General features: G+C 33.1%; 21 protein-coding genes. 14 read left to right on the top strand and 7 right to left on the bottom strand.

Annotated elements, in window-relative coordinates; translation table 11 throughout:
* Positions 1 to 25: 25 nt before the first annotated feature.
* Together PCY10_RS06730 and PCY10_RS06725 are read right to left on the bottom strand one after the other, a co-directional pair.
* Positions 26 to 2,602 carry a YfhO family protein gene (locus tag PCY10_RS06730; RefSeq protein ID WP_021003375.1) on the bottom strand — a complete coding sequence of 859 codons (2,577 nt, stop codon included), beginning with the start codon at positions 2,600 to 2,602 and terminating at the stop codon, positions 26 to 28.
* Positions 2,603 to 2,675: 73 nt separating this feature from the next.
* Positions 2,676 to 4,298: an ATP-binding cassette domain-containing protein gene (locus tag PCY10_RS06725; protein ID WP_021003374.1), complete on the bottom strand. Its 1,623-nt coding sequence runs from the start codon at positions 4,296 to 4,298 to the stop codon at positions 2,676 to 2,678.
* Positions 4,299 to 4,452: 154 nt separating this feature from the next.
* Here PCY10_RS06725 and PCY10_RS06720 point away from each other — a divergent pair, with 154 nt between their 5' ends.
* The 5 genes from PCY10_RS06720 (at position 4,453) to guaB (ending at position 9,433) form a co-directional block, all read left to right on the top strand.
* On the top strand, positions 4,453 to 4,992 hold the full coding sequence (locus tag PCY10_RS06720; protein WP_003077208.1) for an NAD(P)H-dependent oxidoreductase: 540 nt from the start codon (positions 4,453 to 4,455) through the stop codon (positions 4,990 to 4,992).
* Between the two features lie 12 nt (positions 4,993 to 5,004).
* A complete protein-coding gene (locus PCY10_RS06715; RefSeq protein WP_021003373.1) occupies positions 5,005 to 5,694 on the top strand; it encodes a triose-phosphate isomerase in 690 nt (229 codons plus the stop codon).
* Positions 5,695 to 5,711: 17 nt separating this feature from the next.
* The gene (gene galE, locus PCY10_RS06710) at positions 5,712 to 6,707 is read left to right on the top strand and encodes a UDP-glucose 4-epimerase GalE (protein ID WP_021003372.1); all 996 of its coding nucleotides are present in this window, start codon (positions 5,712 to 5,714) and stop codon (positions 6,705 to 6,707) included.
* An 81-nt stretch (positions 6,708 to 6,788) separates the two neighbouring features.
* On the top strand, positions 6,789 to 7,814 hold the full coding sequence (gene trpS / locus PCY10_RS06705; RefSeq protein ID WP_021003371.1) for a tryptophan--tRNA ligase: 1,026 nt from the start codon (positions 6,789 to 6,791) through the stop codon (positions 7,812 to 7,814).
* Between the two features lie 137 nt (positions 7,815 to 7,951).
* Positions 7,952 to 9,433, top strand: coding sequence for an IMP dehydrogenase (guaB, locus tag PCY10_RS06700; RefSeq protein ID WP_021003370.1), 1,482 nt, complete (start codon positions 7,952 to 7,954; stop codon positions 9,431 to 9,433).
* Between the two features lie 841 nt (positions 9,434 to 10,274).
* Here the strand turns inward: guaB and recF are convergent.
* On the bottom strand, positions 10,275 to 11,372 hold the full coding sequence (gene recF, locus PCY10_RS06695; protein ID WP_021003369.1) for a DNA replication/repair protein RecF: 1,098 nt from the start codon (positions 11,370 to 11,372) through the stop codon (positions 10,275 to 10,277).
* A 1-nt stretch (position 11,373) separates the two neighbouring features.
* The gene (gene yaaA, locus PCY10_RS06690; protein WP_021003368.1) at positions 11,374 to 11,754 is read right to left on the bottom strand and encodes a S4 domain-containing protein YaaA; all 381 of its coding nucleotides are present in this window, start codon (positions 11,752 to 11,754) and stop codon (positions 11,374 to 11,376) included.
* Positions 11,755 to 11,929: 175 nt separating this feature from the next.
* On the opposite strand from yaaA, the gene PCY10_RS06685 reads away from it, so the two are divergent.
* The 8 genes from PCY10_RS06685 (at position 11,930) to PCY10_RS06650 (ending at position 19,085) form a co-directional block, all read left to right on the top strand.
* On the top strand, positions 11,930 to 13,177 hold the full coding sequence (locus PCY10_RS06685; RefSeq protein WP_021003367.1) for a pitrilysin family protein: 1,248 nt from the start codon (positions 11,930 to 11,932) through the stop codon (positions 13,175 to 13,177).
* Positions 13,177 to 14,472 carry a pitrilysin family protein gene (locus PCY10_RS06680; RefSeq protein ID WP_021003366.1) on the top strand — a complete coding sequence of 432 codons (1,296 nt, stop codon included), beginning with the start codon at positions 13,177 to 13,179 and terminating at the stop codon, positions 14,470 to 14,472. The genes PCY10_RS06685 and PCY10_RS06680 overlap by 1 nt, the downstream gene beginning before the upstream one ends.
* 58 nt (positions 14,473 to 14,530) lie before the next feature.
* Positions 14,531 to 15,343, top strand: coding sequence for a cytoskeleton protein RodZ (gene rodZ / locus PCY10_RS06675; protein ID WP_021003365.1), 813 nt, complete (start codon positions 14,531 to 14,533; stop codon positions 15,341 to 15,343).
* A 10-nt stretch (positions 15,344 to 15,353) separates the two neighbouring features.
* Positions 15,354 to 15,893 carry a CDP-diacylglycerol--glycerol-3-phosphate 3-phosphatidyltransferase gene (gene pgsA, locus PCY10_RS06670; protein ID WP_003077406.1) on the top strand — a complete coding sequence of 180 codons (540 nt, stop codon included), beginning with the start codon at positions 15,354 to 15,356 and terminating at the stop codon, positions 15,891 to 15,893.
* A 1-nt stretch (position 15,894) separates the two neighbouring features.
* The gene (locus PCY10_RS06665; RefSeq protein ID WP_009569716.1) at positions 15,895 to 16,722 is read left to right on the top strand and encodes an energy-coupling factor ABC transporter ATP-binding protein; all 828 of its coding nucleotides are present in this window, start codon (positions 15,895 to 15,897) and stop codon (positions 16,720 to 16,722) included.
* Positions 16,707 to 17,546, top strand: a complete 840-nt coding sequence (locus tag PCY10_RS06660; RefSeq protein ID WP_021003363.1) for an energy-coupling factor ABC transporter ATP-binding protein — start codon at positions 16,707 to 16,709, stop codon at positions 17,544 to 17,546. Before PCY10_RS06665 ends, PCY10_RS06660 begins: the two co-directional genes overlap by 16 nt.
* Positions 17,539 to 18,333 carry an energy-coupling factor transporter transmembrane protein EcfT gene (locus PCY10_RS06655; RefSeq protein WP_021003362.1) on the top strand — a complete coding sequence of 265 codons (795 nt, stop codon included), beginning with the start codon at positions 17,539 to 17,541 and terminating at the stop codon, positions 18,331 to 18,333. Before PCY10_RS06660 ends, PCY10_RS06655 begins: the two co-directional genes overlap by 8 nt.
* Before the next feature lie 155 nt (positions 18,334 to 18,488).
* Positions 18,489 to 19,085, top strand: coding sequence for a LysM peptidoglycan-binding domain-containing protein (locus PCY10_RS06650; RefSeq protein WP_021003361.1), 597 nt, complete (start codon positions 18,489 to 18,491; stop codon positions 19,083 to 19,085).
* Between the two features lie 167 nt (positions 19,086 to 19,252).
* Here the strand turns inward: PCY10_RS06650 and PCY10_RS06645 are convergent, their stop codons facing one another.
* The 3 genes from PCY10_RS06645 to sdaAB form a co-directional block, all read right to left on the bottom strand.
* Positions 19,253 to 19,897 carry an HAD hydrolase-like protein gene (locus tag PCY10_RS06645; RefSeq protein WP_009569712.1) on the bottom strand — a complete coding sequence of 215 codons (645 nt, stop codon included), beginning with the start codon at positions 19,895 to 19,897 and terminating at the stop codon, positions 19,253 to 19,255.
* Positions 19,898 to 20,124: 227 nt separating this feature from the next.
* Positions 20,125 to 20,997 carry an L-serine ammonia-lyase, iron-sulfur-dependent, subunit alpha gene (gene sdaAA / locus PCY10_RS06640; protein ID WP_003075451.1) on the bottom strand — a complete coding sequence of 291 codons (873 nt, stop codon included), beginning with the start codon at positions 20,995 to 20,997 and terminating at the stop codon, positions 20,125 to 20,127.
* Positions 20,998 to 21,005: 8 nt separating this feature from the next.
* Positions 21,006 to 21,677, bottom strand: a complete 672-nt coding sequence (gene sdaAB / locus PCY10_RS06635; protein ID WP_021003360.1) for an L-serine ammonia-lyase, iron-sulfur-dependent subunit beta — start codon at positions 21,675 to 21,677, stop codon at positions 21,006 to 21,008.
* Positions 21,678 to 21,934: 257 nt separating this feature from the next.
* Between sdaAB and PCY10_RS06630 the strand changes: the two genes are divergently transcribed.
* Positions 21,935 to 22,441: a LysM peptidoglycan-binding domain-containing protein gene (locus PCY10_RS06630; protein WP_021003359.1), complete on the top strand. Its 507-nt coding sequence runs from the start codon at positions 21,935 to 21,937 to the stop codon at positions 22,439 to 22,441.
* The last annotated feature ends 50 nt before the right edge of the window (positions 22,442 to 22,491 follow it).

Below are 22,491 nucleotides of genomic sequence, written 5' to 3'. Positions count from 1 at the left end.
CTTTTTGTTCAGTTTGGGTTTTTAATTATAACAATTTTTTCTTTCGTATCTTATTATAAGTAATAAAGAATGAGATTCCAGATAAAAATGCTATACTACCTTCTTTTAGACCATTCGGGATAAATGTCAATTTAATTTTTCCCTCTCCTTTTTTTACATTAACCTTCATAAAGCCATTCTGCGCTCTTGAAATTTTGATTGTTTTCCCATTTTGCGTTGCAGACCAACCTTTATCATAAGGAATGGTGAAGAATAAAGAACTATTTCGTTGAGCTTGATAATATGCTGTTATTGTATTATGTTTTGTTGTTACTGATACTTTTTGTTGTTGAATCTTGTTTATTGCTTGTTGAAAACGATTTGTGTCAAGAGTATAAAATTCAGGACTATCAAACGAAACTTTTGAATTATATGGAAAAGTTACTTTTACAGTTATGGTTTGCTTTTGATTAAAGTATCCAAGATTAAAAAAAGGAAAGACATTATTAGTACCATAATGCATTTTTTGATTGTTGTTTACAGTTATGTCAACTGATTTTTGGTTGTCATTTGAGAAAGTTAAGTTTGGTAAAGTTAAATAAACTTGACTATTTGCTGGAACTTCTAAAGTATAAGTAACACTGGCAAAAGAATCATGACCATTTTTATCTACTTCTGCAACTATTCTATTTCCAACTTGTTTGACATTATGAGTCTTTAGAGAAAACAATCTATGATAGTATTTTAAATTTAATCCAGACAGTTGATTGAGAAAATGAGTTTGATTATCTAACGTTAAATGGTTAAACTTTACATCTTTGTAAATTGAATTTGTTAGAAATGCTAATGAATTAGCATTTCTATTTTCATAGAGCGTTAAATTATCTTTAGTCTTAATAGACGAAAAACCATATTTCTGAGGATTATTTGTTGAAATATTATATTTTACTCCTAATAAGCTATCCATAATAATACTATTATTTTGATAACGTAAATTTAAATTTGTTCCAGATGATTTAAAACCGAGTTTATCAAGAATAGAACTAGCCACAGTATTACGAACAGAAGAAAATTGAGAGATACCATTATAATTGTACTTCATGCTATCATTTCCAGTTTGAATAGCCAATTTTTCAGTTCTAAAGAAATTTAAGTTTTTCTTTTTACTATATTTAACAAGCGAATCAATAGATGTTAAATCTTGTTCATAAGCATTCCTACTTGCAAAGATCCATTCCTTTGCAATTCCTTCAATTTGATAAAAGCTATTTAAACTGAGTTCAAAACAAACAAATAATAAAGTAGAAACTGTAAATATTTTAGAAGGGATATATTTTTTTGTATAAGCCCAAAAAATTAAAAGATAAACGACTAAAAATTCTAATGTTAAGATAAAATTAACAGAACCTAAAAATTTGTAATGTTTCTTAAAAATAAAAGTAGAAATAAACCCAAATCCTAAGATAGAAAAACTAACTAGAATATTTGTTAGTTTAAATTCCTTTAGACGTTCTAAACTTTCTGCAGCTAAGAAGATAATAACAATGGAAAATGTCCAAGAATAACGATGTAGAAACATATTTGGAGCATGCATTCCTTGCCAAAATAAATCTAATGGTTGTAAATAAAAACTAGATACTAAAATCGTAATTAAAATAAAGTAAGCAAGTTTCACGTGAAACTTAATAGATTGTAATGTAAAAAATAGAACTGCTAACAATAATGGAATGAGGCCAACATATATCATTGGAATAGATCCATATTTAGTGGTGTCAAACGAACCAATAAAATTTTTAGCAAAAATATTTAAGTACCAGCTTTTTTCAGTTAGTAAAGTTGTCACCTTTGTCAATTTTTCACCATGCGTTTTTAAATCTAAAAAGGTTGGTAAAATCATGATGAGACTTGTTATTCCAGATAGGATTGATACAACTGTAAAATCTAGAAAAGATTTAATTCTAGTTTTAAAATCCCATGAAATTTGAACAAAATACCATAGAGTTAGAAAAATGACCATCATGTATCCAAAATAATAATTTTGAATAAAAAGGATTGACAAAGATGTAAAGTAAAGAATACGTTTTTTTTGAACAATCAATTGGTGTAAACCAAGTAAAATTAGTGGAATAATAATGAAAATATCTAACCAAGTTTTTATTTCAAGTTGACTAACTGCAAAACTCATTAAAGAATAGGATGTTGACAGTATTAAAATATAATAAGGACAAATTTTTTTGAATATATTTTTAATGCTTATGAAACAAGTCAATCCCATCGAACCAAACTTTATCAGAGTAAATAAATATACTGCATCTGGCATATTTTTTAAATTGAAAAAGTAAACTAAAGGTGATAAAAAACTTCCAAGATAATAGCTAGATAAAGTATAAAAATTTAATCCAAGTCCACTTGTAAATGTATAAAAAATACTGTCTGTACCATGCAAAATATTTCTTAAAGTAACATCGAAAATGACATACTGATGAAAACCATCTCCCAAAAGTGGAGAAGTGTCACTTTTCCAATAAATTCCATTTATAAAGTAAGTTAAAAACAGGATAAAAAATGGGATAAAAAATGCAAATAGATAATAAGGTTTAAGAAGTTTTTTGATTTTTTTCATAGGTTATGATAAATAATAAAATGCTAAAAATTAAGGAACTGAATCTTTTATCAGCTCCTACTGTCGAAAAGGTTTAATTTTTCCAAAGGTTCTTGACTTTTTCTTGTACTTCTTGATTTTCTAAAAATTCATCATAGGTTTCATCAATTCGGTCAATGACACCCTTTTTAGAAAGAACAATAATGTGATTAGCAAGTGTTTGGATAAATTCATGATCATGACTAGCAAAAATAATAGATTCTTTAAAATTTTTCAGACCATCATTTAGGCTAGAAATAGATTCTAAGTCTAAGTGATTGGTTGGATCATCTAATATCAAAACGTTTGATTTGAGAAGCATGAGTTTTGATAACATGACACGAACCTTTTCCCCACCTGATAAAACATTGACAGATTTGTTAACTTCATCACCAGAGAAAAGCATACGCCCTAAGAACCCTCGAAGGAAAGTATTGTCATCTTCTTCTTTACTTGCAAATTGACGGAGCCAGTCAAGAATAGATTCCCCACTAGCAAAGTCTTTGCTAGTGTCTTTTGGTAGATAAGATTGACTAGTTGTAACACCCCATTTTACAGTTCCTTCATAGTCAATATCTCCCATAATAGCTCGAATCAAAGCAGTTGTTTGAAGGTCGTTTTGTCCAATCAAGGCTGTCTTATCTCCAGGACGCAGAATGAAGTTGATATTATCAAGAATAATATCACCATCAATCTTGACAGAAAGGTTTTCGACTGTTAAGAGGTCATTTCCAATTTCACGTTCTGCTTTGAAATTAATAAATGGATATTTGCGGCTGGATGGGACAATTTCTTCCAATTCAATTTTGTCCAGCATTTTTTTACGAGAAGTTGCTTGCTTTGATTTGGAAGCATTAGCAGAGAAGCGAGCAACGAATTCTTGTAGTTGCTTTATTTTTTCTTCAGCTTTAGCATTTCGGTCTGCTAAGAGTTTAGCAGCTAATTCACTAGATTCTTTCCAGAAGTCATAATTACCAACATAAAGTTTGATTTTACCGAAGTCTAAATCAGCCATATGGGTACATACTTTATTAAGAAAGTGACGATCGTGAGATACAACAATAACAGTATTTTCAAAATCAATCAAAAAATCTTCTAACCAAGAGATGGATTGAATGTCAAGGCCATTTGTTGGTTCATCTAGTAATAGAACATCTGGTTTACCAAATAGAGCTTTAGCAAGGAGAACTTTTACTTTATCTCCATTTGATAATTCGTTCATATTTTGGTAGTGGAGGGTTTCAGGAATATGAAGATTTTGTAGCAATTGAGAAGCTTCGGTTTCAGCTTCCCAGCCGCCTAATTCAGCAAATTCACCTTCTAACTCAGCTGCTCGGACACCATCTTCATCAGAAAAATCAGGTTTCATATAAATGGTATCTTTTTCTTTCATAATATTATAAAGATGCTCGTTTCCCATGATAACTACGTCAATCACTCGATTTTCTTCATAGTCAAAGTGATTTTGTCGAAGGACTGAAAGACGTTCATCAGGCCCGAGTGAGATGCTTCCAGTAGTTGGTTCGATATCCCCAGCCAGGATTTTTAAAAACGTTGATTTTCCGGCACCATTAGCACCAATTAAACCATAGGTATTTCCTTTTGTAAATTTGATATTGACATCATCAAATAATTTTCGATCACTAAATCGTAGTGAGACATCTGATACTGTAAGCAATGTTTTTCTCCTAATTCTGTAATTAGTTTCATTTTACTAGAAAATTTGACTTTTTTCAAATGATTCAGGGATAAAATATTACATTTTAGAATAGAGTGAAGTATGAAAAATAAATTCATGTATAATAAATTTATAAAGTTTTTAGGAGGAAAAAATGAGAATTTTACTAATAAATGGTTATCAAAAACATGATTTCTGTAAAGGAGAATTAAATTTTAGTTTGTATAACATTATGTTGGAAAATTTACGACACAAACATGATGTTCAATTATCGTCAGTTGAGGACTACAATGTAATAGACGAAAGAAATAAATTTTTGTGGGCAGATTTGATTATTTTTCAATTTCCTATTTATTGGTTTAATGTACCAGGGAAGTTAAAATTATATATGGATAAAGTTTTTGAATATGGTCAATTTTATTCGTTTGCAGATATTTATGGTCAAGGTGGTTTGATGAAAGAGAAGGAGTATATCTTATCCACAACTTGGAATGCACCAGAAGAAGCATTTAACAATTCAACTGCATTTTTTAATGGGAAAGATGTGGATGATATTTTGATTTCGTTTCATAAAACTATGGAATTTTGTGGCTTAAAGAAAAGAAAAACACTATCTTTTCATAATGTTGTAAAAAATCCTCAATTTGAACTTTACAAACAGACAGTGGAAGATTATATTTCAAAAGAATTGTAAAGGAATAATAAAGTGTTAGTTGTGTTTAATTTAAAAAATCAGATGTCTATTGAACAACAGTTAGAATTATTAGAGAAGTTCAATAAACCAATAAGCAAGCAGTATCAATTGATTATAGCTCCTATTATACCAGATTATGATAAATATCATTTTGATATTGCAGTTCAAAATTTGTCAATGAAGGGAAAGAGTGTAGGAGATTTATCACCTCAACATTTAAAACATTACAACATAAATTATGCTTTTGTAGGTCATCTAGAAAGGCAAAAATATTTAAATGAGACAGTAAGAATTATTCGTTCAAAGATTGACAATGCTTTACAGACAGAGATTACTCCTATTATTTGTGTAGGAAATCATGAAAATCCTATTTTTGAATGTGCAACATATTTAGACGGTTTAAACCTTCAAGATAATCATATTATCATAGCTTATGAAATGTTAAGTGCAACATTAAAAGGAGAAAAGGATTATTCATTTACAAAAGTCGAAGAAAATTTTCAAGATTTAAAAAACTATTTGGATAATTTAAGTGTAAAGTTTAGATTTACATATCAGTTGATTTTTGGTGGTGGTGTAAATTGTGAAGATGTTGAACAGATTTTAACTATTGGATTTGATGGTATTCTTATTGGAGATAGAATTGGTAGTTTAGTTGAAACATATCAATATTTAGTAAAAGATAGTTTTGCATTGACATAAAAATCGAGGAGAAAATAATGAAATCAATTTTAGTGACAGGAGGAGCTGGATATATTGGCTCACACACTGTCAAAGCACTTTTAGATGTTGATTACGATGTGCATGTTTTAGATAATTTAGTAACAGGTTCAAGAGAGGCTGTAGATAAAAGAGCACATTTTAAACAACTTGATGTTTATGATGAAGTTGCTTTAAAAGATTATTTAGAAAATCACCCAATAGATGCTGTTTTACATTGTGCAGGTGAAATTGTTGTTAGCGAAAGTGTTGAGAATCCAAGTAAATATTTTGCTGCAAATGTGGCAGGAATGAATCATGTGTTAAAAGTATTATCAGAAGTAGGGATTGATAAAATTATATTTTCTTCTACAGCTTCAGTTTATGGTAACAATTGTATAGATAAACCCGCAAATGAAGATACATTATTAAATCCGATAAATCCTTATGCTGAGACAAAATTGATGGGAGAACGCATGATTTATTGGATGGCCAATCGCTATAATTGGAAATATGTCATTTTTCGGTATTTTAATGTTGCAGGTGCTGCTATGGATGCTTCAAATGGTTTAAGAGTTAAAAATCCGACACATATTATCCCTAACATTAATAAAACAGCTCTTGGACAAAATGATAGTTTAAAAATTTTTGGAGATGATTATGAAACACAAGATGGTTCATGTGTTCGAGACTATATTCATGTTTTAGATTTAGCACAAGCACATGTAAAGGGATTTGATTATTTGTTTACAGATTCGTCAACTTCACAGATTTTCAATCTAGGAACTGAACATGGTTACACTGTCAAGGAGATATACAATACTGCAGAACAAATTTTACATCAAAAAATCCCTTATGAAATTGTAGCACGTCGTGCTGGAGACCCAGCAAGTGTATTAGCAAACGCCTCCAAAGCAAAAGAATTTCTAAATTGGCAAGCATTTTATTCTTTGAAAGATATTATTTTATCTGATTATAATTGGCGTATGAAGGCAGGAAATTCACTTGTCGACTAATTTTAAGAAGTGACAAAATAGCCCCTACACTTTTTTCTTGAAAATGGTATAATATTATCAAGAAAATTCAAGGAGAATGTGATGTCAAAACCTATTATTTTAACAGGAGATCGCCCAACAGGAAAGTTACATATTGGTCATTATGTAGGAAGTTTGCGAAATCGTGTTTTATTACAAGATAAAGGGGAATATGAATTATTTGTATTTTTAGCTGATCAACAAGCTTTGACGGATCACGCTAAGGATCCTAAGACAATTGTAGAGTCAATTGGGAATGTGGCATTAGACTATTTAGCTGTTGGCTTAGATCCTGAAAAGACAACTATTTTTATTCAAAGTCAAATCCCAGAGTTGTCAGAACTGTCAATGTATTATATGAATCTGGTATCACTAGCTCGTTTAGAACGTAACCCAACTGTCAAGTCAGAGATTGCTCAAAAAGCATTTGGTGAAAGTATTCCGACTGGTTTTTTAGTTTATCCAATTGCACAAGCAGCAGATATCACTGCTTTTAAAGCGAATTATGTTCCAGTAGGTAATGATCAAAAACCAATGATTGAACAGACTCGTGAAATTGTCCGTTCTTTTAATCATACTTATGATTGTGATGTCTTGGTAGAACCTCAGGGACTTTATCCTCAAAATGAAGCAGCAGGGCGTTTGCCAGGGCTTGACGGCAATGCAAAAATGTCGAAATCTTTAAATAATGGTATTTATTTATCTGATGATATGGATACTCTACAAAAGAAAGTGATGAGCATGTATACGGATCCTGACCATATCAAGATTGAAGATCCTGGTAAAATTGACGGTAATATGGTTTTTCATTATTTAGATGTATTTGGTCGTCCAGAAGATATGCGAGAAATTACAATAATGAAAGAACACTATCAACAAGGTGGACTGGGAGACGTGAAAACAAAACGCTATTTATTAGAAATTTTAGAGCGTGAATTAGGTCCAATTCGTGAACGTCGTGTTGAATTTTCAAAAGATATGGGAGAAGTCTATACCATGTTACAAAAAGGTAGTGATAGAGCACGGCAAGTGGCTAGTCAAACACTTTTTGAGGTAAAGTCTGCTATGGGGATTAACTATTTTCAATAAAAATAAGCAAAACTATCACCTAACGTGATGGTTTTTACTTTTTATAAAATAGAGATTGACAAATACAGATAGAATGGTATCATATTAACAATAAATACGAGCTATGCTCAATAAATAAAGAAAAGAGGAATTTGTGGATGTCTAACTGGGACGCTAAATTTTTGAAAAAAGGTTTTACTTTTGATGATGTATTACTCATCCCTGCTGAGAGTCATGTTTTGCCAAATGATGCTAATTTACAAACAAAATTGGCTCAAAATTTGACACTCAATATTCCAATTATCACTGCAGCAATGGATACTGTTACAGAGAGTAAAATGGCCATTGCTATTGCTCGTGCTGGAGGTCTTGGTGTTATTCACAAAAATATGTCTATTGAGCAACAAGCAGATGAAGTTCGGAAAGTCAAGCGATCAGAAAATGGGGTTATTATCGATCCATTCTTCTTGACACCTACTCATACAGTATCAGATGCAGAAGAATTGATGGAGCGTTATCGTATCAGTGGAGTTCCTGTTGTTGAAACGCTTGAAAACCGTAAATTAGTTGGGATTATTACGAATCGTGATATGCGATTTATTACGGATTATACTCAACCTATTTCAGCACATATGACGAGTAAAAATTTAGTTACTTCTCCTGTTGGGACAGATTTAGAAACAGCAGAACAGATACTTCATGAACATCGTATTGAAAAATTACCATTAGTAGATGAGTATGGTCGTTTGTCTGGTTTAATTACAATTAAAGATATTGAAAAAGTGATTGAATTTCCAAATGCAGCTAAAGATGAGTATGGTCGCCTTTTAGTTGCAGGTGCTGTAGGTGTTACTTCTGATACATTTGAGCGTGCAGAAGCTTTATTTGAAGCAGGTGCAGATGCTATTGTCATTGATACAGCACATGGACATTCAGCAGGCGTCCTTCGGAAGATTGCTGAGATTCGTACACATTTTCCGGAACGAACATTGATTGCAGGAAATATTGCTACAGCAGAAGGTGCACGTGCATTATATGATGCCGGAGTTGATGTTGTAAAAGTCGGGATTGGTCCAGGTTCAATTTGTACAACTCGCGTCATTGCTGGAGTTGGTGTACCTCAAGTGACTGCAATTTATGATGCGGCACAAGTGGCGCGTGAATACAGGAAAACAATTATTGCAGATGGTGGGATTCAGTATTCCGGAGATATCGTGAAAGCACTTGCTGCAGGAGGAAATGCAGTGATGCTTGGTTCAATGTTTGCTGGTACAGATGAGGCACCAGGTGAAACAGAAATTTTCCAAGGCCGTAAGTTTAAAACATATCGTGGGATGGGGTCCATTGCTGCTATGAAGAAAGGATCCAGCGATCGTTATTTCCAGGGTTCTGTCAATGAGGCGAACAAGCTAGTTCCAGAAGGTATTGAAGGTCGTGTAGCTTATAAAGGTGCAGCGGCAGATATTGTCTTCCAAATGATTGGTGGGATTCGTTCTGGTATGGGTTACTGTGGAGCAGCTAATATCCAAGAATTACATGATAAGGCGCAATTTATTGAAATGAGTGGAGCTGGTTTGAAAGAAAGTCACCCACATGATGTACAAATTACAAATGAAGCTCCAAACTATTCTGTACAATAAATTATAAGAAAACTGCACTCCAAAAGTTGGATACAACATCTAAGAATTGGGGTGTTTTCTTATAAAATTAATTGATGCTGCTAAAAGATGGATTTATAAACTGAAATAAGACAAAATTTCACATAGTCAGTGATACTATGTGGAGCTCTCTAACCTGAAATATATGATACAAGTTGTGCAACCTTTGCTTGCATATCTCAATTACTGGTATCAGTGAAACAACTGCTATATCTATTATTGGGGGGAGATAAGGCGACATTTGTTGTGTTTAATCTGCTGATCAAAATAAGGCTTTTATCAATATTGACTTACGACATTATGAATCTGGAGATTTGATGGTCAAGGAACGCATTGCGAAATACTGTTAGAAGGATTTAAGTGCATTTATAACACTGTTTCTGCTAGTTATAGCAATCTCTGTCATATCGCAGATTTCCATAAGAACTGAAAAAGATAGTTACCAGGCACTTCAACACGACTACATACAATCATTTCCATGTATCGTTTTAGCAGTATGACATATTACGCAGAATAAGTTTTACGATTACGATTTGATACAAAATCTTATGTATGTTCATTCTAACACCTTATTCATGAATAAGGTGTTGTTTTTGTGTGTGCTTTGGGTCTATCATAGTAAGAAAAAAGACAAGGGCTCTAGATTTACCATTGTTTCAAAAATAATTTTTATTGAAAATATTGGTATTAACAAATGGTAGAAAAGGACTTAGTCCTATCCACAACAGAGCTAAACCCTTCCAATAATTATTTGTCAAACTATACAGAGTACAGAGTTTTTATAACGAGATTGACATCCTTGTAAACTATAACAACAGTTACTTTACACTTGATTTTCCATAAAATGTCCATCATGAATTGAGAAAATTTTAATATCAGAAGGCAAATGTTTCAGATGTTCTAAAGTTGTTGTTGTGATAAATGTTTGTATATTTTGAGAGATAGTTTCAAGCAAATTCAATTGACGATTGTTGTCAAGTTCGCTCATAACATCGTCAAGTAGAAGAATTGGTTTTTCTTTGGTCACAGTTTCCATAAGTTCAATCTCTGCCAACTTAAGAGATAGGACCATACTTCGATGTTGTCCTTGACTGCCAAAAGTGGCATTCATGTTATTAATATAAAAAGCGATATCATCTCGATGAGGACCAATTCCAGTATTTTTTTTAAATAAATCTCTACTACGGCTTTGTCTTAATGCAATTTGGAAAGATTCTTTCAATTTATTGGGATCTGAAAGTGGAATAGAAGAGCAATACTTAATGGTTAAGTTTTCTAAATTACTTGAAAGCTCTAAATGTTTTTGTTGACCAAAGTGTTCTAGTTTTTTGAGAAACTCTGTTCGATGTTGCATAACACGGCAACCAAACTCTACTAGCTGATCATCCAAGACAGTTAAAAAAGTCTCATCTATTTTTTTGGCTGCCTTTAGATAAGCATTTCGTTGTTTTAAAACATGATGATATTGTGATAAATCAGATAAATAGATTGGTTTAATTTGCCCTAATTCTATGTCGATAAATTTCCGTCTAAGAGCTGGTGTCCCTTTAATCAGTTGTAAATCTTCTGGAGCAAATAGAACAACATTCATATTTCCAACATAATCGGATAATTTACTTTGTTTTAAATGATTAACCTTTGTAGTTCTTCCTTTAGGGGTCAAGTCAATTTCTAAAGAGATATTCCCAGTTTCTTTGGCAAGTTGTCCAGAAATTTTTAAAGAATCGTTAGAAAAATAAATTAAATCTTTATCTGAACGAGTTCGATGACTTCGTGTCAACGCAAGAAAATAGATAGCTTCTAAAATATTTGTTTTTCCTTGAGCGTTTTCCCCTAAAAAAATATTGAGACCAGGGTGAAAATCTATTTCAGTTAATTTATAATTGCGAAAATATTGAATTTGTAAGTTTTTTAACCACATATTAAAGACCTGGAAAGCGAATTAGAGCTTTTTTCTCATATTTATTGGCTTTTAGATTGGCTGTTGTTGACTTGGCTTTTTTGATATCTTTGTTCATTTCTTTTACAAGAGAGGCAACTCGCTTTTTTTCTAAAAGCTCCTTATCGTGTTCAGCTCGTTCTTCTTGATTTGGTACAGTCAGAAGTATTTCTAATTTTTGATTTGGAAGAGTAATGATGTCACCAATATGAATTTTTTTTCCGCGTCGTGTTTCTAGTTCTCCATTAAAATAAACTTTATTTTTTTGAAGAAAACTTTTAATAGCACCACCACTTTGAATGATTCCAACTTCTTTTAGTAACGCTTGTAGAGTAATATACTCATCAAATAATTTGTATTTCATAATTTACCTCAATCTTTGTCATTATATCATAATTGAAAGAAAAGATGATATCAAAATAATTAAATTATATTTTGAAGAAAACGTTTTAAGTTAAAAAGAGTAATGTTTGAATGAGAAATTGGCCACTGTTTCGTGATATAATAGAAGTCAGTATTAAAAGAATATGAGGAACGCTATGGAGCTAGTTTCTGGAGTGGATTTCCATTTTATACCATCCAAAAAATTTAAAACCAATCGAATAAAGATGAGATTTTCAGCTCCAATGTCTATGAATATGATTGCAGGGCGTGTACTGTTGGCAAATATGCTTGAAACAGCTAATGAAATTTATCCCACGCCACAAATTTTTCGTGAGCGATTAGCAAATCTTTATGGTGCAAACTTTTCAACAAGGTTATCACGAAGAGGGTTAACTCATTATGTAGACTTAGATATCTCTTTTATTAGTGACACATTTTTAAGTCGTAAAAATACATTAACAGGAGAGATACTTGATTTTTTGAAAGATAGCTTGTTAAAACCTTTAGTAGATGGAGAATCTTTTAATCAGGTTATTTTTGAAGTTGAAAAGAAGAATGTACTCAATGATTTAAGGGCTGAAATTGAAGATCACTTTTATTATGCCCATCAAAAATTGAATAAATTATTTTATACAAAACCGGAGATGCAGATTCCTTCTTTTGCTACATTAGATCTTGTAAAAAAAGAAACGTCAGAAAGTAGTTTTGCCATTTTTCAAAAAATGCTTCAAAATGACAAGATTGATATATTTTTTATAGGTGAATTTAATGAGATTGAAGTCTGTGAGCATTTGAAAAGTTTTGCTTTACAACCTCGTCAACTTATTTTACAACCACAATATCATCAAGAATTTTCTAGTATTTTAAAAGAAGGTTTGGAACAAAATGATGCTCATCAATCCATAATTGAATTAGGCTATCATTTTTCAATTCAATATGGAGATAAATATCATATCCCTCTGATTGTATTGAATGGACTTTTAGGTGGTTTTGCTCATTCAAAATTATTTGTTAATGTTCGCGAAAAAGAAAGCTTAGCTTATACAATTTCTAGCACTATTGATATTTTTTCAGGTATGATGCGTATCTATGCTGGAATTGATAAAAAAAATCGAACCAAAACAGTAAGTCTCATTTATAGACAAATTGGAGATTTAAAAAAGGGTCGCTTTACAGATGAAGATTTAAATCAGACTAAAAAAATGCTACGAAATACTATTCTTTGTTCCTTAGATAAGCAAAATACATTGATGGAACGAGCTTATATGGCATCTGTTTTTCAGACAAAATTTATGCCAATTGATATTTTGTTAAATACTTTAGATGCAGTTAGTCGAGAAGATATTATTGTTGTTGCAAGACAACTTAGTTTACAGGCAGTTTATTTTATGGAAGGAAACTAATGCAACCTTTAAAAATAGAGAGGAAGGATTATCCTGCAGTTGGAGAAGTAGTCTATCAATCTACTTTACAAAATGGTCTAAGAGTATTTTTTTTACCTAAACAAGAATTTAATGAAGTCTATGGGATTATGACTGTAAATTTTGGGTCAATTGATACTCGTTTTATTCCGCATGGCGCTAATCAAGTTGTTCAATATCCTGCAGGAGTTGCTCATTTTTTAGAACATAAATTATTTGAAGATGAACATGGTCAAGATATTTTACAACAATTTGTTGAATTAGGTGCAGAGAGCAACGCTTTTACAAGTTTTACTAAGACTAGCTATCTTTTTTCAGCGACAGACAATGTGTTAGAAAGTGTGAGTTTGTTGCAAAGTTTACTAGGAAATGCGTATTTTACAGAAGAATCTGTTCAACGTGAACAAGAAATTATTCAGCAAGAAATTGATATGTATAAGGATAATCCAGATTATTGTTTGTACTTTCACACTTTAGCAAACCTTTATCCAGATACTCCGTTGGCAGAAGATATTGCAGGAAGCATTGAATCAGTTACAGAAATAACAGTTGAAGATTTGGATAAAAATTTTGAAAGTTTTTATTGTCCATCTAATATGAGCTTACTGTTGATTGGCGATTTTGAATTAGAAAAGACCATTACTGTTATTCAAGAGCAGCAGGAATGTTTAGAGTCTTTTGCTAAACAAGATTTTATTCAACGCTTTCCACTTACATTAAATCCCGTTATTTCTACAGGAAGTGTGCGAATGGAAGTGGCGAGTTCTAAACTCGCAATTGGATTACGTGGGAATCAATCCTTAGTAGGAATTAATTTATTTCGTTATAAGATTAGCCTAAAGCTGCTGTTTGCAATGATGTTTGGTTGGACATCTAAAAGATTTCAATCACTTTATGAACTTGGAAAAATCGATAACTCACTATCATTAGAAGTTGAGGTTGAAAAAGATTTTCACTTTGTGATGCTGACGATGGATACTAGTGAACCAGTTGCTCTCTCTCACCAATTTCGTTCGGTAATTTGGAATTTTGAAAACGATCCTGATGTGACAGAAGAACATCTTGATACCATAAAAAGTGAAATGTTTGGTGATTTTTTGCATGGGCTTAATTCATTAGAATATATTGCAACTCAATATGAAACTTTTGTAGAGGGTGAGAATTTATTTGATTTACCCAAAATATTACAGACAATCAGTTTAGTCGACATAGTAGAAATAGGGCATCATTTTATTGATTCTTGTGAAATGGTTGACTTTACTATTTTTCCAAAATGATTTCATGTTTTAGCGAAATTTGGTAAAATAGTGTTTAATAGAAAGAAGGCTAGAGCGTATGAGAAAAAAAACAATTGGTGAAGTCCTAAGATTAGCTCGTATCAATCAAGGGATGAACTTAGAAGATTTACAAAAGAAAACAGATATTCAGTTAGAGCTACTGGAAGCTATGGAAGCTGATGATTTTGATCGTCTCCCTAGTCCTTTTTATGCTCGTTCTTTTCTAAGAAAATATGCTTGGGCTGTTGATTTAGATGAACGGATTATTCTTGATGCTTATGAAGAAGGGAGTATGATTGCTTATGATGAAGTAGATGTTGATGAGGAAGAGAATTTTAGAAGTCGAAGAACAAGAAAACAGCGAACTTCCTTTTTACCATTGTTCTATTTGACTATTTTAGCACTAGCTATTCTATCGTTTGTTAGTTATTATGTTTGGAAATATGTTCAACACAATTCATTACAAACAACCCCTTCGTCAAGTTATAGTATTGTAAATAAACAGACAACTAATTCTTCTAGTTCGTCTACTTCTAGTGAATCATCTAGTAGTTCAAAAACAAATTTGATTGTATCTGGAAATGGTGATAAATTGACAGCGACGTTGACAGGTGTTACAAATACTGTCAACTTAAAATTATCTGTTAGTGGTACAAGCAGTTGGATAAGTGTTACAGGTACAGACTTGGAAGGGGGGGTTACATTAAGCCCCGAAAAAGAAACCGTATCAACTGTCATTTCTCCTGGAACCACTTCAACAATTACTCTTGGTGTGGTGAAAGGTGTAACCATTACAATTGATAATCAACAAATTGATACATCAGGCTTGACAAGCTTGACTGGTACGATTACACTTATAGTAAAATATTAAGGAAATAAAAATGAAAAAAGAAAATATTCCCAATGCTTTGACTTTGTTACGGATTGCTTTGATTCCGATTTTTATTTTAGTATTGTCCTTAGGTCATTCTATTAGAATGCATGTTTTTGCAGCAGTTATTTTTGCAGTAGCTAGTATTACAGATTACTTGGATGGCTATTTAGCTCGTAAATGGAATGTTGTAACGAACTTCGGGAAATTTGCTGATCCAATGGCAGATAAGTTATTAGTAATGTCGGCTTTTATTATGTTGATTGAAATGAATATGGCACCTGCTTGGGTTGTTGCAGTTATCATTTGCCGAGAGTTAGCTGTTACAGGTTTGCGATTATTATTGGTTGAAACGGGGGGGACAGTCTTAGCTGCAGCTATGCCGGGAAAAATTAAAACATTTACACAGATGTTTTCCATTATTTTTCTGTTACTGCATTGGACATGGCTAGGGCAAATTTTACTATATATTGCATTAATTTTTACGATTTATTCCGGTTATGACTATTTCAAAGGAAGTGCCTATCTTTTTAAAGATACATTTAGATAATATGAAAAATATCATTGAAGTTCAGCATTTAAAGTACAAATACGATAATCATGCAAATAATTATATTCTTAAAGATGTTACGTTTCACGTGAAACAAGGAGAATGGCTATCTATTGTTGGGCACAATGGCAGTGGTAAGTCTACAACAGTTCGTTTAATAGATGGTTTATTGGAAGCAGAAAGCGGTGAGATATTCATTGATGGAGATAAATTAACTCTTGAAAATGTTTGGGAGAAGCGTCAGCATATTGGAATGGTTTTTCAAAATCCAGATAATCAATTTGTGGGGGCAACTGTTGAGGATGATGTTGCTTTTGGTTTGGAAAATCAAGGGGTTGATTACCAAACGATGTTTGATAGAGTTCATGAAGCATTAAGCATTGTTGGAATGCAAGATTTTAAAGAACGTGAACCAGCAAGACTTTCTGGTGGTCAAAAGCAGCGCGTAGCCATTGCTGGTGTGGTTGCTTTGCGCCCAGATATTATTATTTTAGATGAAGCAACTAGTATGTTGGATCCAGAAGGGCGTTTAGAGTTGATTCAGACAGTTAAAAAGATTAAAGATCAGCATGGTATGACTGTTATTTCTATTACACATGATTTGGATGAAGTAGCCCTTAGTGATCGAGTTTTGGTGATGAAAGAAGGACAGGTAGAATCAACTAGTACACCGAGTGAACTTTTCTCACGAACAGATTTAGAAGACTTAGGTTTAGATGAACCTTTTACAAACCAAGTAAAATCAACTTTGTTTAAATTAGGTTTTCAATTGCCAGAGCACTATTTAACGGAAAAAGAATTGCAGGATAATTTATGGGAATTACTTTAGAAAATGTAAGTTATGCTTATCAAGCAGGCACTCCCTTTGAGGGTCCTGCCCTTTTTGAAGTCAATTTAGAAATAAAAGATGGCTCATATACTGCTTTGATTGGTCATACAGGTAGTGGAAAATCAACTATTTTACAATTGTTGAATGGGCTTTTAGTCCCAACTGAAGGAAGTGTAGTGATTGATGAACTCAAAATTACTTCTACGTCTGTAAACAAAGATATTAAGCAAGTACGTAAAAAAGTGGGATTGGTGTTTCAGTTTGCCGAAAGTCAGATTTTTGATGAGACTGTTTTAAAAGATGTTGCTTTTGGACCACAAAATTTTGGTGTATCAAAAGAGGAGGCGGAACGTTTAGCACGTAAAAATTTAGCTCTTGTTGGAATATCAGAAGAATTATTTGAACGTAGTCCGTTTGAATTGTCTGGGGGACAGATGCGGCGAGTAGCTATAGCTGGCATTCTAGCAATGGAACCAGATGTTCTTGTGTTAGATGAGCCAACAGCAGGTTTGGATCCTGCTGGACGTAAAGAACTGATGAATCTCTTTAAGCAATTACATAAAGCAGGGATGACCATTGTTTTAGTGACACATTTGATGGATGATGTTGCTAATTTTGCAGATACTGTCTATGTAATGGAAAAAGGAAGAGTAGTAAAAAGTGGAGATCCTCGGCAAGTCTTTCAAGATGTAGTGTTTATGGAAAGTATTCAACTGGGAGTCCCCAAAATTACAAAGTTTGCACAAGAATTAAAAAATAGAGGGCTAACTCTTCCATATCTACCTATTACATTAAAAGAATTTAAGGAGTTACTACATGGATAGCATGATTTTAGGACGATATATTTCTGGGAACTCAATTATTCATCGATTAGATCCTCGCAGCAAACTTTTGTCAATGTTTCTCTTTATTTTAATTATCTTTTTGGCAAATAATATTGTAACGAATAGCCTATTATTTGTCTTTACAATGTTATTGGTTAGACTTTCCAAAATTCCTTTAGGATTTTTTCTTAAAGGATTAAAATCTATGGTCTTTTTGATTGCTTTTACGACTTTATTCCAACTAATTTTTACATCTGGTGGCTCGGTGTTATTTCAATTTGGCTTTATAAGAATCACAGAGGTAGGTTTAGCTCAGTCAGGCATCATTTTTAGCCGCTTTCTTTTAATTATTATTTTTTCTACTCTCCTGACTTTAACAACAATGCCACTTAGTTTGGCAGATGCAGTTGAATCATTATTGCAACCTTTAGCGGCATTAAAGATACCTGTTCATGAAATAGGTTTGATGTTATCAATGAGTTTACGTTTCGTGCCTACTTTGATGGATGATACAACACGAATTATGAATGCTCAAAGAGCACGTGGTGTTGATTTTGGTGAAGGGAGTATTGTGCAAAAGGTAAAATCAACCATTCCTATTTTAATTCCGTTATTTGCTTCTAGTTTTAAACGTGCGGATGCTTTGGCGACTGCCATGGAGGCAAGAGGTTACCAAGGCGGTTTGGGAAGAAGTCGTTATCGACAGTTGAGGTGGAAAAAAGAAGATACATTCTCTATTTTTACTATATTTGTTTTAGCTCTGATGTTATTTTTCTTGAAAAGTTAAAAGTTATATTATTGTTAGCAAAAAAAACGCCTTTTAAAGCGTTTTTTGCGTATAAAATCAATATTTCTGTAATCTTTGTAATACAATTCTAAGATTACAGAAATATTTTACGTGTAATATAGTATTATACGAAAAAAGGAGAAATTAATATATACATGAAAACAATGAAATTAACGCTATCAGGAATTTTTACTGCAGTTGCTTTTTTTGCAACAGGAACTATTGCAAGTGCTGAATCTTATACTGTTAAATCGGGTGATACTTTATCAGAAATTGCTAAAGAAAAAAATACATCAGTTGAAAAGCTAGTTGAACTTAATAAAATTGAAAATCCTGACTTCATTAAAGTTGGACAAATTTTAGAACTTGATAAAGAAAAGCGTTCGAAAGTTTCAACAACTACAACTTACAAAACTGCGACATATAATGCACCTGCTACGACAACTACTTATTCACAACCAGCTACAGCAAACCGTTCTTCAAATGTGGTTCTTCCTAATGGAAACACTGCTGGTACTACAGGAGCTTATGCAGCTGCTCGTATGGCAGAATTGACAGGTGTTCCAGCATCAACTTGGGAACATATCATTGCTCGTGAATCAAATGGGCAAGTAAATGCTTACAATCCATCAGGAGCTCGTGGTCTTTTTCAAACAATGCCAGGTTGGGGTTCAACAGCTACAGTAAATGACCAAATTCAAGCTGCTTATCGTGCATATAAGGCACAAGGATTATCTGCTTGGAATTATTAAGCGGAATAACAATAAATGAGTTAATTAAAAGATGAGTAAATCTGTACTTGATTTACTCATCTTTTTTGGATTTGTGTGACTTTCAGTCTATCTCGCTCTGTTAGGTGTAAGGTGTGAGACAAATAAACGCAGGTACGTAACGTTGTAAACGTAGTTTACAAATTGTGTCAAGCCTTATTTATCAATGTTGTTAAAAGATTCTGAGGTGAATCTGAGATAAAATCTGCTCCATTGATAGTTAATTCATCTTGCTTTCCAAATCCCCATAAAACTCCTAGAGTATTAATGCCAACAGATTTCCCACCTATCATATCGAACTTTGTATCTCCAACAATAACAGACTGTTCCAGAGTGGCGTGAGAATGATTTAAAGCGCGTGCTAAAACATCTGCCTTATAGTAAGAATTTGGAAGTGAACCAAAAATACCATTGAAATACTTATCAATTTTTAGATATTGTGCCATTTTATTAGCCATTGACTCATTTTTACTAGTAGTGATGTAGATGTGGTAATCTGACTTTTCTAATTCTATTAAAAGTTCTTTTATACCATAGTAAAGTTGAGCTTCAAACACACCTTTATCTTTATAGTATTCTCTAAAATAAGAAATAGCTTGATTAAGATCAGTTTCTGGGACAGTAGAAGCAAAGCTTACTTCTAAAGGTGGTCCAATGAAGGTATCTAGTTTTTTGCTTTCTGGAGTTTTTATATGTAATGAAGTGAATGCATAATGGAAAGCGTTTTTGATTCCTATTGAGCTATCAACAAGAGTTCCATCTAAATCGAAAAAAATATATTTAAAATTTTGCATAGTCTATATATAAGAGATGAGGTAGTTCGTGAGAACGATAAAGATAGTGAATGGAGGAAGTAGAGTTTTTGTTGAAAATACTTTTCTGGGTTTAAAAAGTGAATAGTGATAGAACTTCCTTGACAAGCCCTATCCTATCTATAGCCTCAAAGCAGTGTTTCAAGTATAATTAGCTCCGTTTATTTTGAAATTGGGAACTAGTACACCAATATTTTGTGTAAAAGAAGTTATTCACCAAAAATTTCTTTGGATAATTTACGACCAGTAGGTGTAGCTGCCAAACCTCCTTCAGCAGTCTCGCGAAAGGCAGTTGGCATACTTGTCCCAACTTGATACATTGCATCAATCACTTCGTCAACAGGAATTTTAGATTCAATACCTGCTAAAGCCATATCAGCAGCAATGAAAGCATAACTGGCTCCCATAGCATTTCGCTTAACACAAGGGACTTCGACTAAACCTGCAACAGGGTCACAGATTAAGCCAAGCATATTTTTAATAACAAAGCAAATTGCTTGGCTAGCTTGAAATGCTGTACCACCTGCTGCTAGAACAAGTGCTGCTGCACTCATGGCTGCTGCTGAGCCAACTTCAGCTTGACAACCACCTTCAGCTCCTGAAATGGACGCATTATTAGCGATAACTAGACCAAAAGCTCCAGCAGTTAATAGAAAGTCTAGTTGTTGTTTTTCAGTAAGTTCTAATTTTTCAATAGCTGATGTGAGAACGGCAGGTAAACAACCAGCACTTCCAGCTGTTGGTGTTGCACAAACTAGCCCCATTTTCGCATTGTATTCATTGACAGCAATAGCATTTTTGGCTGCTGTTAAGACCGTATAATCCGAAAGCGCCTTTCCTGATTGAATATATTTGTGAAGTTTGGCTGCATCGCCACCTGTCAATCCGCTCCGAGATTTACTTTCGTCCAATCCCATAATGACAGAACCTTTCATAACGTCTAGATTTCTGGTCATTAACCGTAAAACTTCGTCACGTTTACGCCCTGTCAGCTCGTATTCAGTAGCAATCATAAGTTCGGCTACACTACCTTGAAAGTCTAAATCAGCTTGTTCTACTAATTCTTTGATTGAATAAAACATGAGTTCTCCTACTTGAAGAAATTGACATTGTGGAGGTGGGGTATTTTGCGGATTTCTTCTACTGCTTGGTCACAACTACGGCTATCCACCTCGATAATCATAATTGCCTTTTCACCAGCTTTTTCTCTTGTGACATTCATTTGTGCAATATTGATGTGGTAACGAGAGAGTGCTTCCGTAACATGAGCAATCATTCCAGGGATGTCCTGATGAACGATAATAATTGTGGGAGTGTTCATGCTGAGTGAAACAGAGAAACCATTTAACTCAGTCACTTGAATATTCCCGCCACCAATAGAAATACCCGTAACACTAATCGTTTTACGATCATTTTTAATGGTGATTTTAGCTGTATTTGGATGTGGAGCATTACTATCTTTTTGAATCGTCCAGATAATTTTAATGCCTCGCTGATGAGCAATCTCAAGGCTGTTTGGAATTTCAGGATCATCTGTATTCATTCCCAGAATTCCCGCTACCAAAGCCAAGTCTGTACCATGCCCTCGATAGGTTTTTGCAAAAGAATTAAATAGTTGAAATTCGACTTCAGTCGGCTTATCATCAAAAATGGATGAAACAATTTTTCCAATACGAACAGCACCTGCTGTATGGCTACTAGATGGACCTATCATCACAGGTCCAATAATATCAAAAACAGATTGAAATTTTAGTGAGTTCATCATAACTCCTTATAGATTCATTATCTTCATTATATCAAAGTTCAGTATATTTTTCTGCCTTTTTAGGTGATAAAGGGAAATTGGATTAAATTTAGACTTGCTTTGAGGCCAGTTTTCTTATAAGAAGCTTAAAGCAAAGAAATAGAGGGCGAATTTTAGCCTTTCCTCAATTTCTTTGTAATATTTTTAATGGAAAACAAAAAGAATAGTAATAATTAAGGTATATGATAGTTCTATCACAGGAAAGGAGAATTTAAATGATATTGAATTTAAATAATACGAGCAAACGAACAAAAGTGGGTTTAATGACCTTAGCTGTAACAGCAATCTTTTTTCTTCCTACATTTGCAAATGCGGATAGCTATACAGTGAAATCTGGAGATACCCTTTCAGCTATTGCTACATCACATAATACAACAGTTGATCACATTGCTCAGAAAAATAAGATTAGTAATATCCATCTGATTAGTGTTGGGCAGGTCTTAGAGTTGAATGATTCAGTTGCAATGACTACCACTGCCGCATCATCTGGTTTGAGTGCTGAAGATGCATCAGCAAAAGAATGGATTGCACAAAAAGAATCAGGTGGTAGTTACACAGCGCGAAATGGCCAATATTATGGCCGATATCAATTGAGCTTGTCTTACTTAAATGGTGACTTATCAGCAGAAAATCAAGAAAAAGTAGCAGATACTTATGTATCAGGTCGTTATGGTTCTTGGTCAGCTGCTAAAGCTTTCTGGCTAGCAAATGGCTGGTATTGATACATATAAAAAGTGATTGAGGTTGGGACAAAATGTCTCAGCCTGTTTTT

The organism is Streptococcus sp. SI1, from assembly GCF_030439945.1.
GTDB classification, from domain to species: Bacteria; Bacillota; Bacilli; order Lactobacillales; family Streptococcaceae; genus Streptococcus; species Streptococcus intermedius.
Note: the sequence above shows the minus strand (reverse complement) of the source record. Positions and strands in the feature narration are given on the sequence as shown.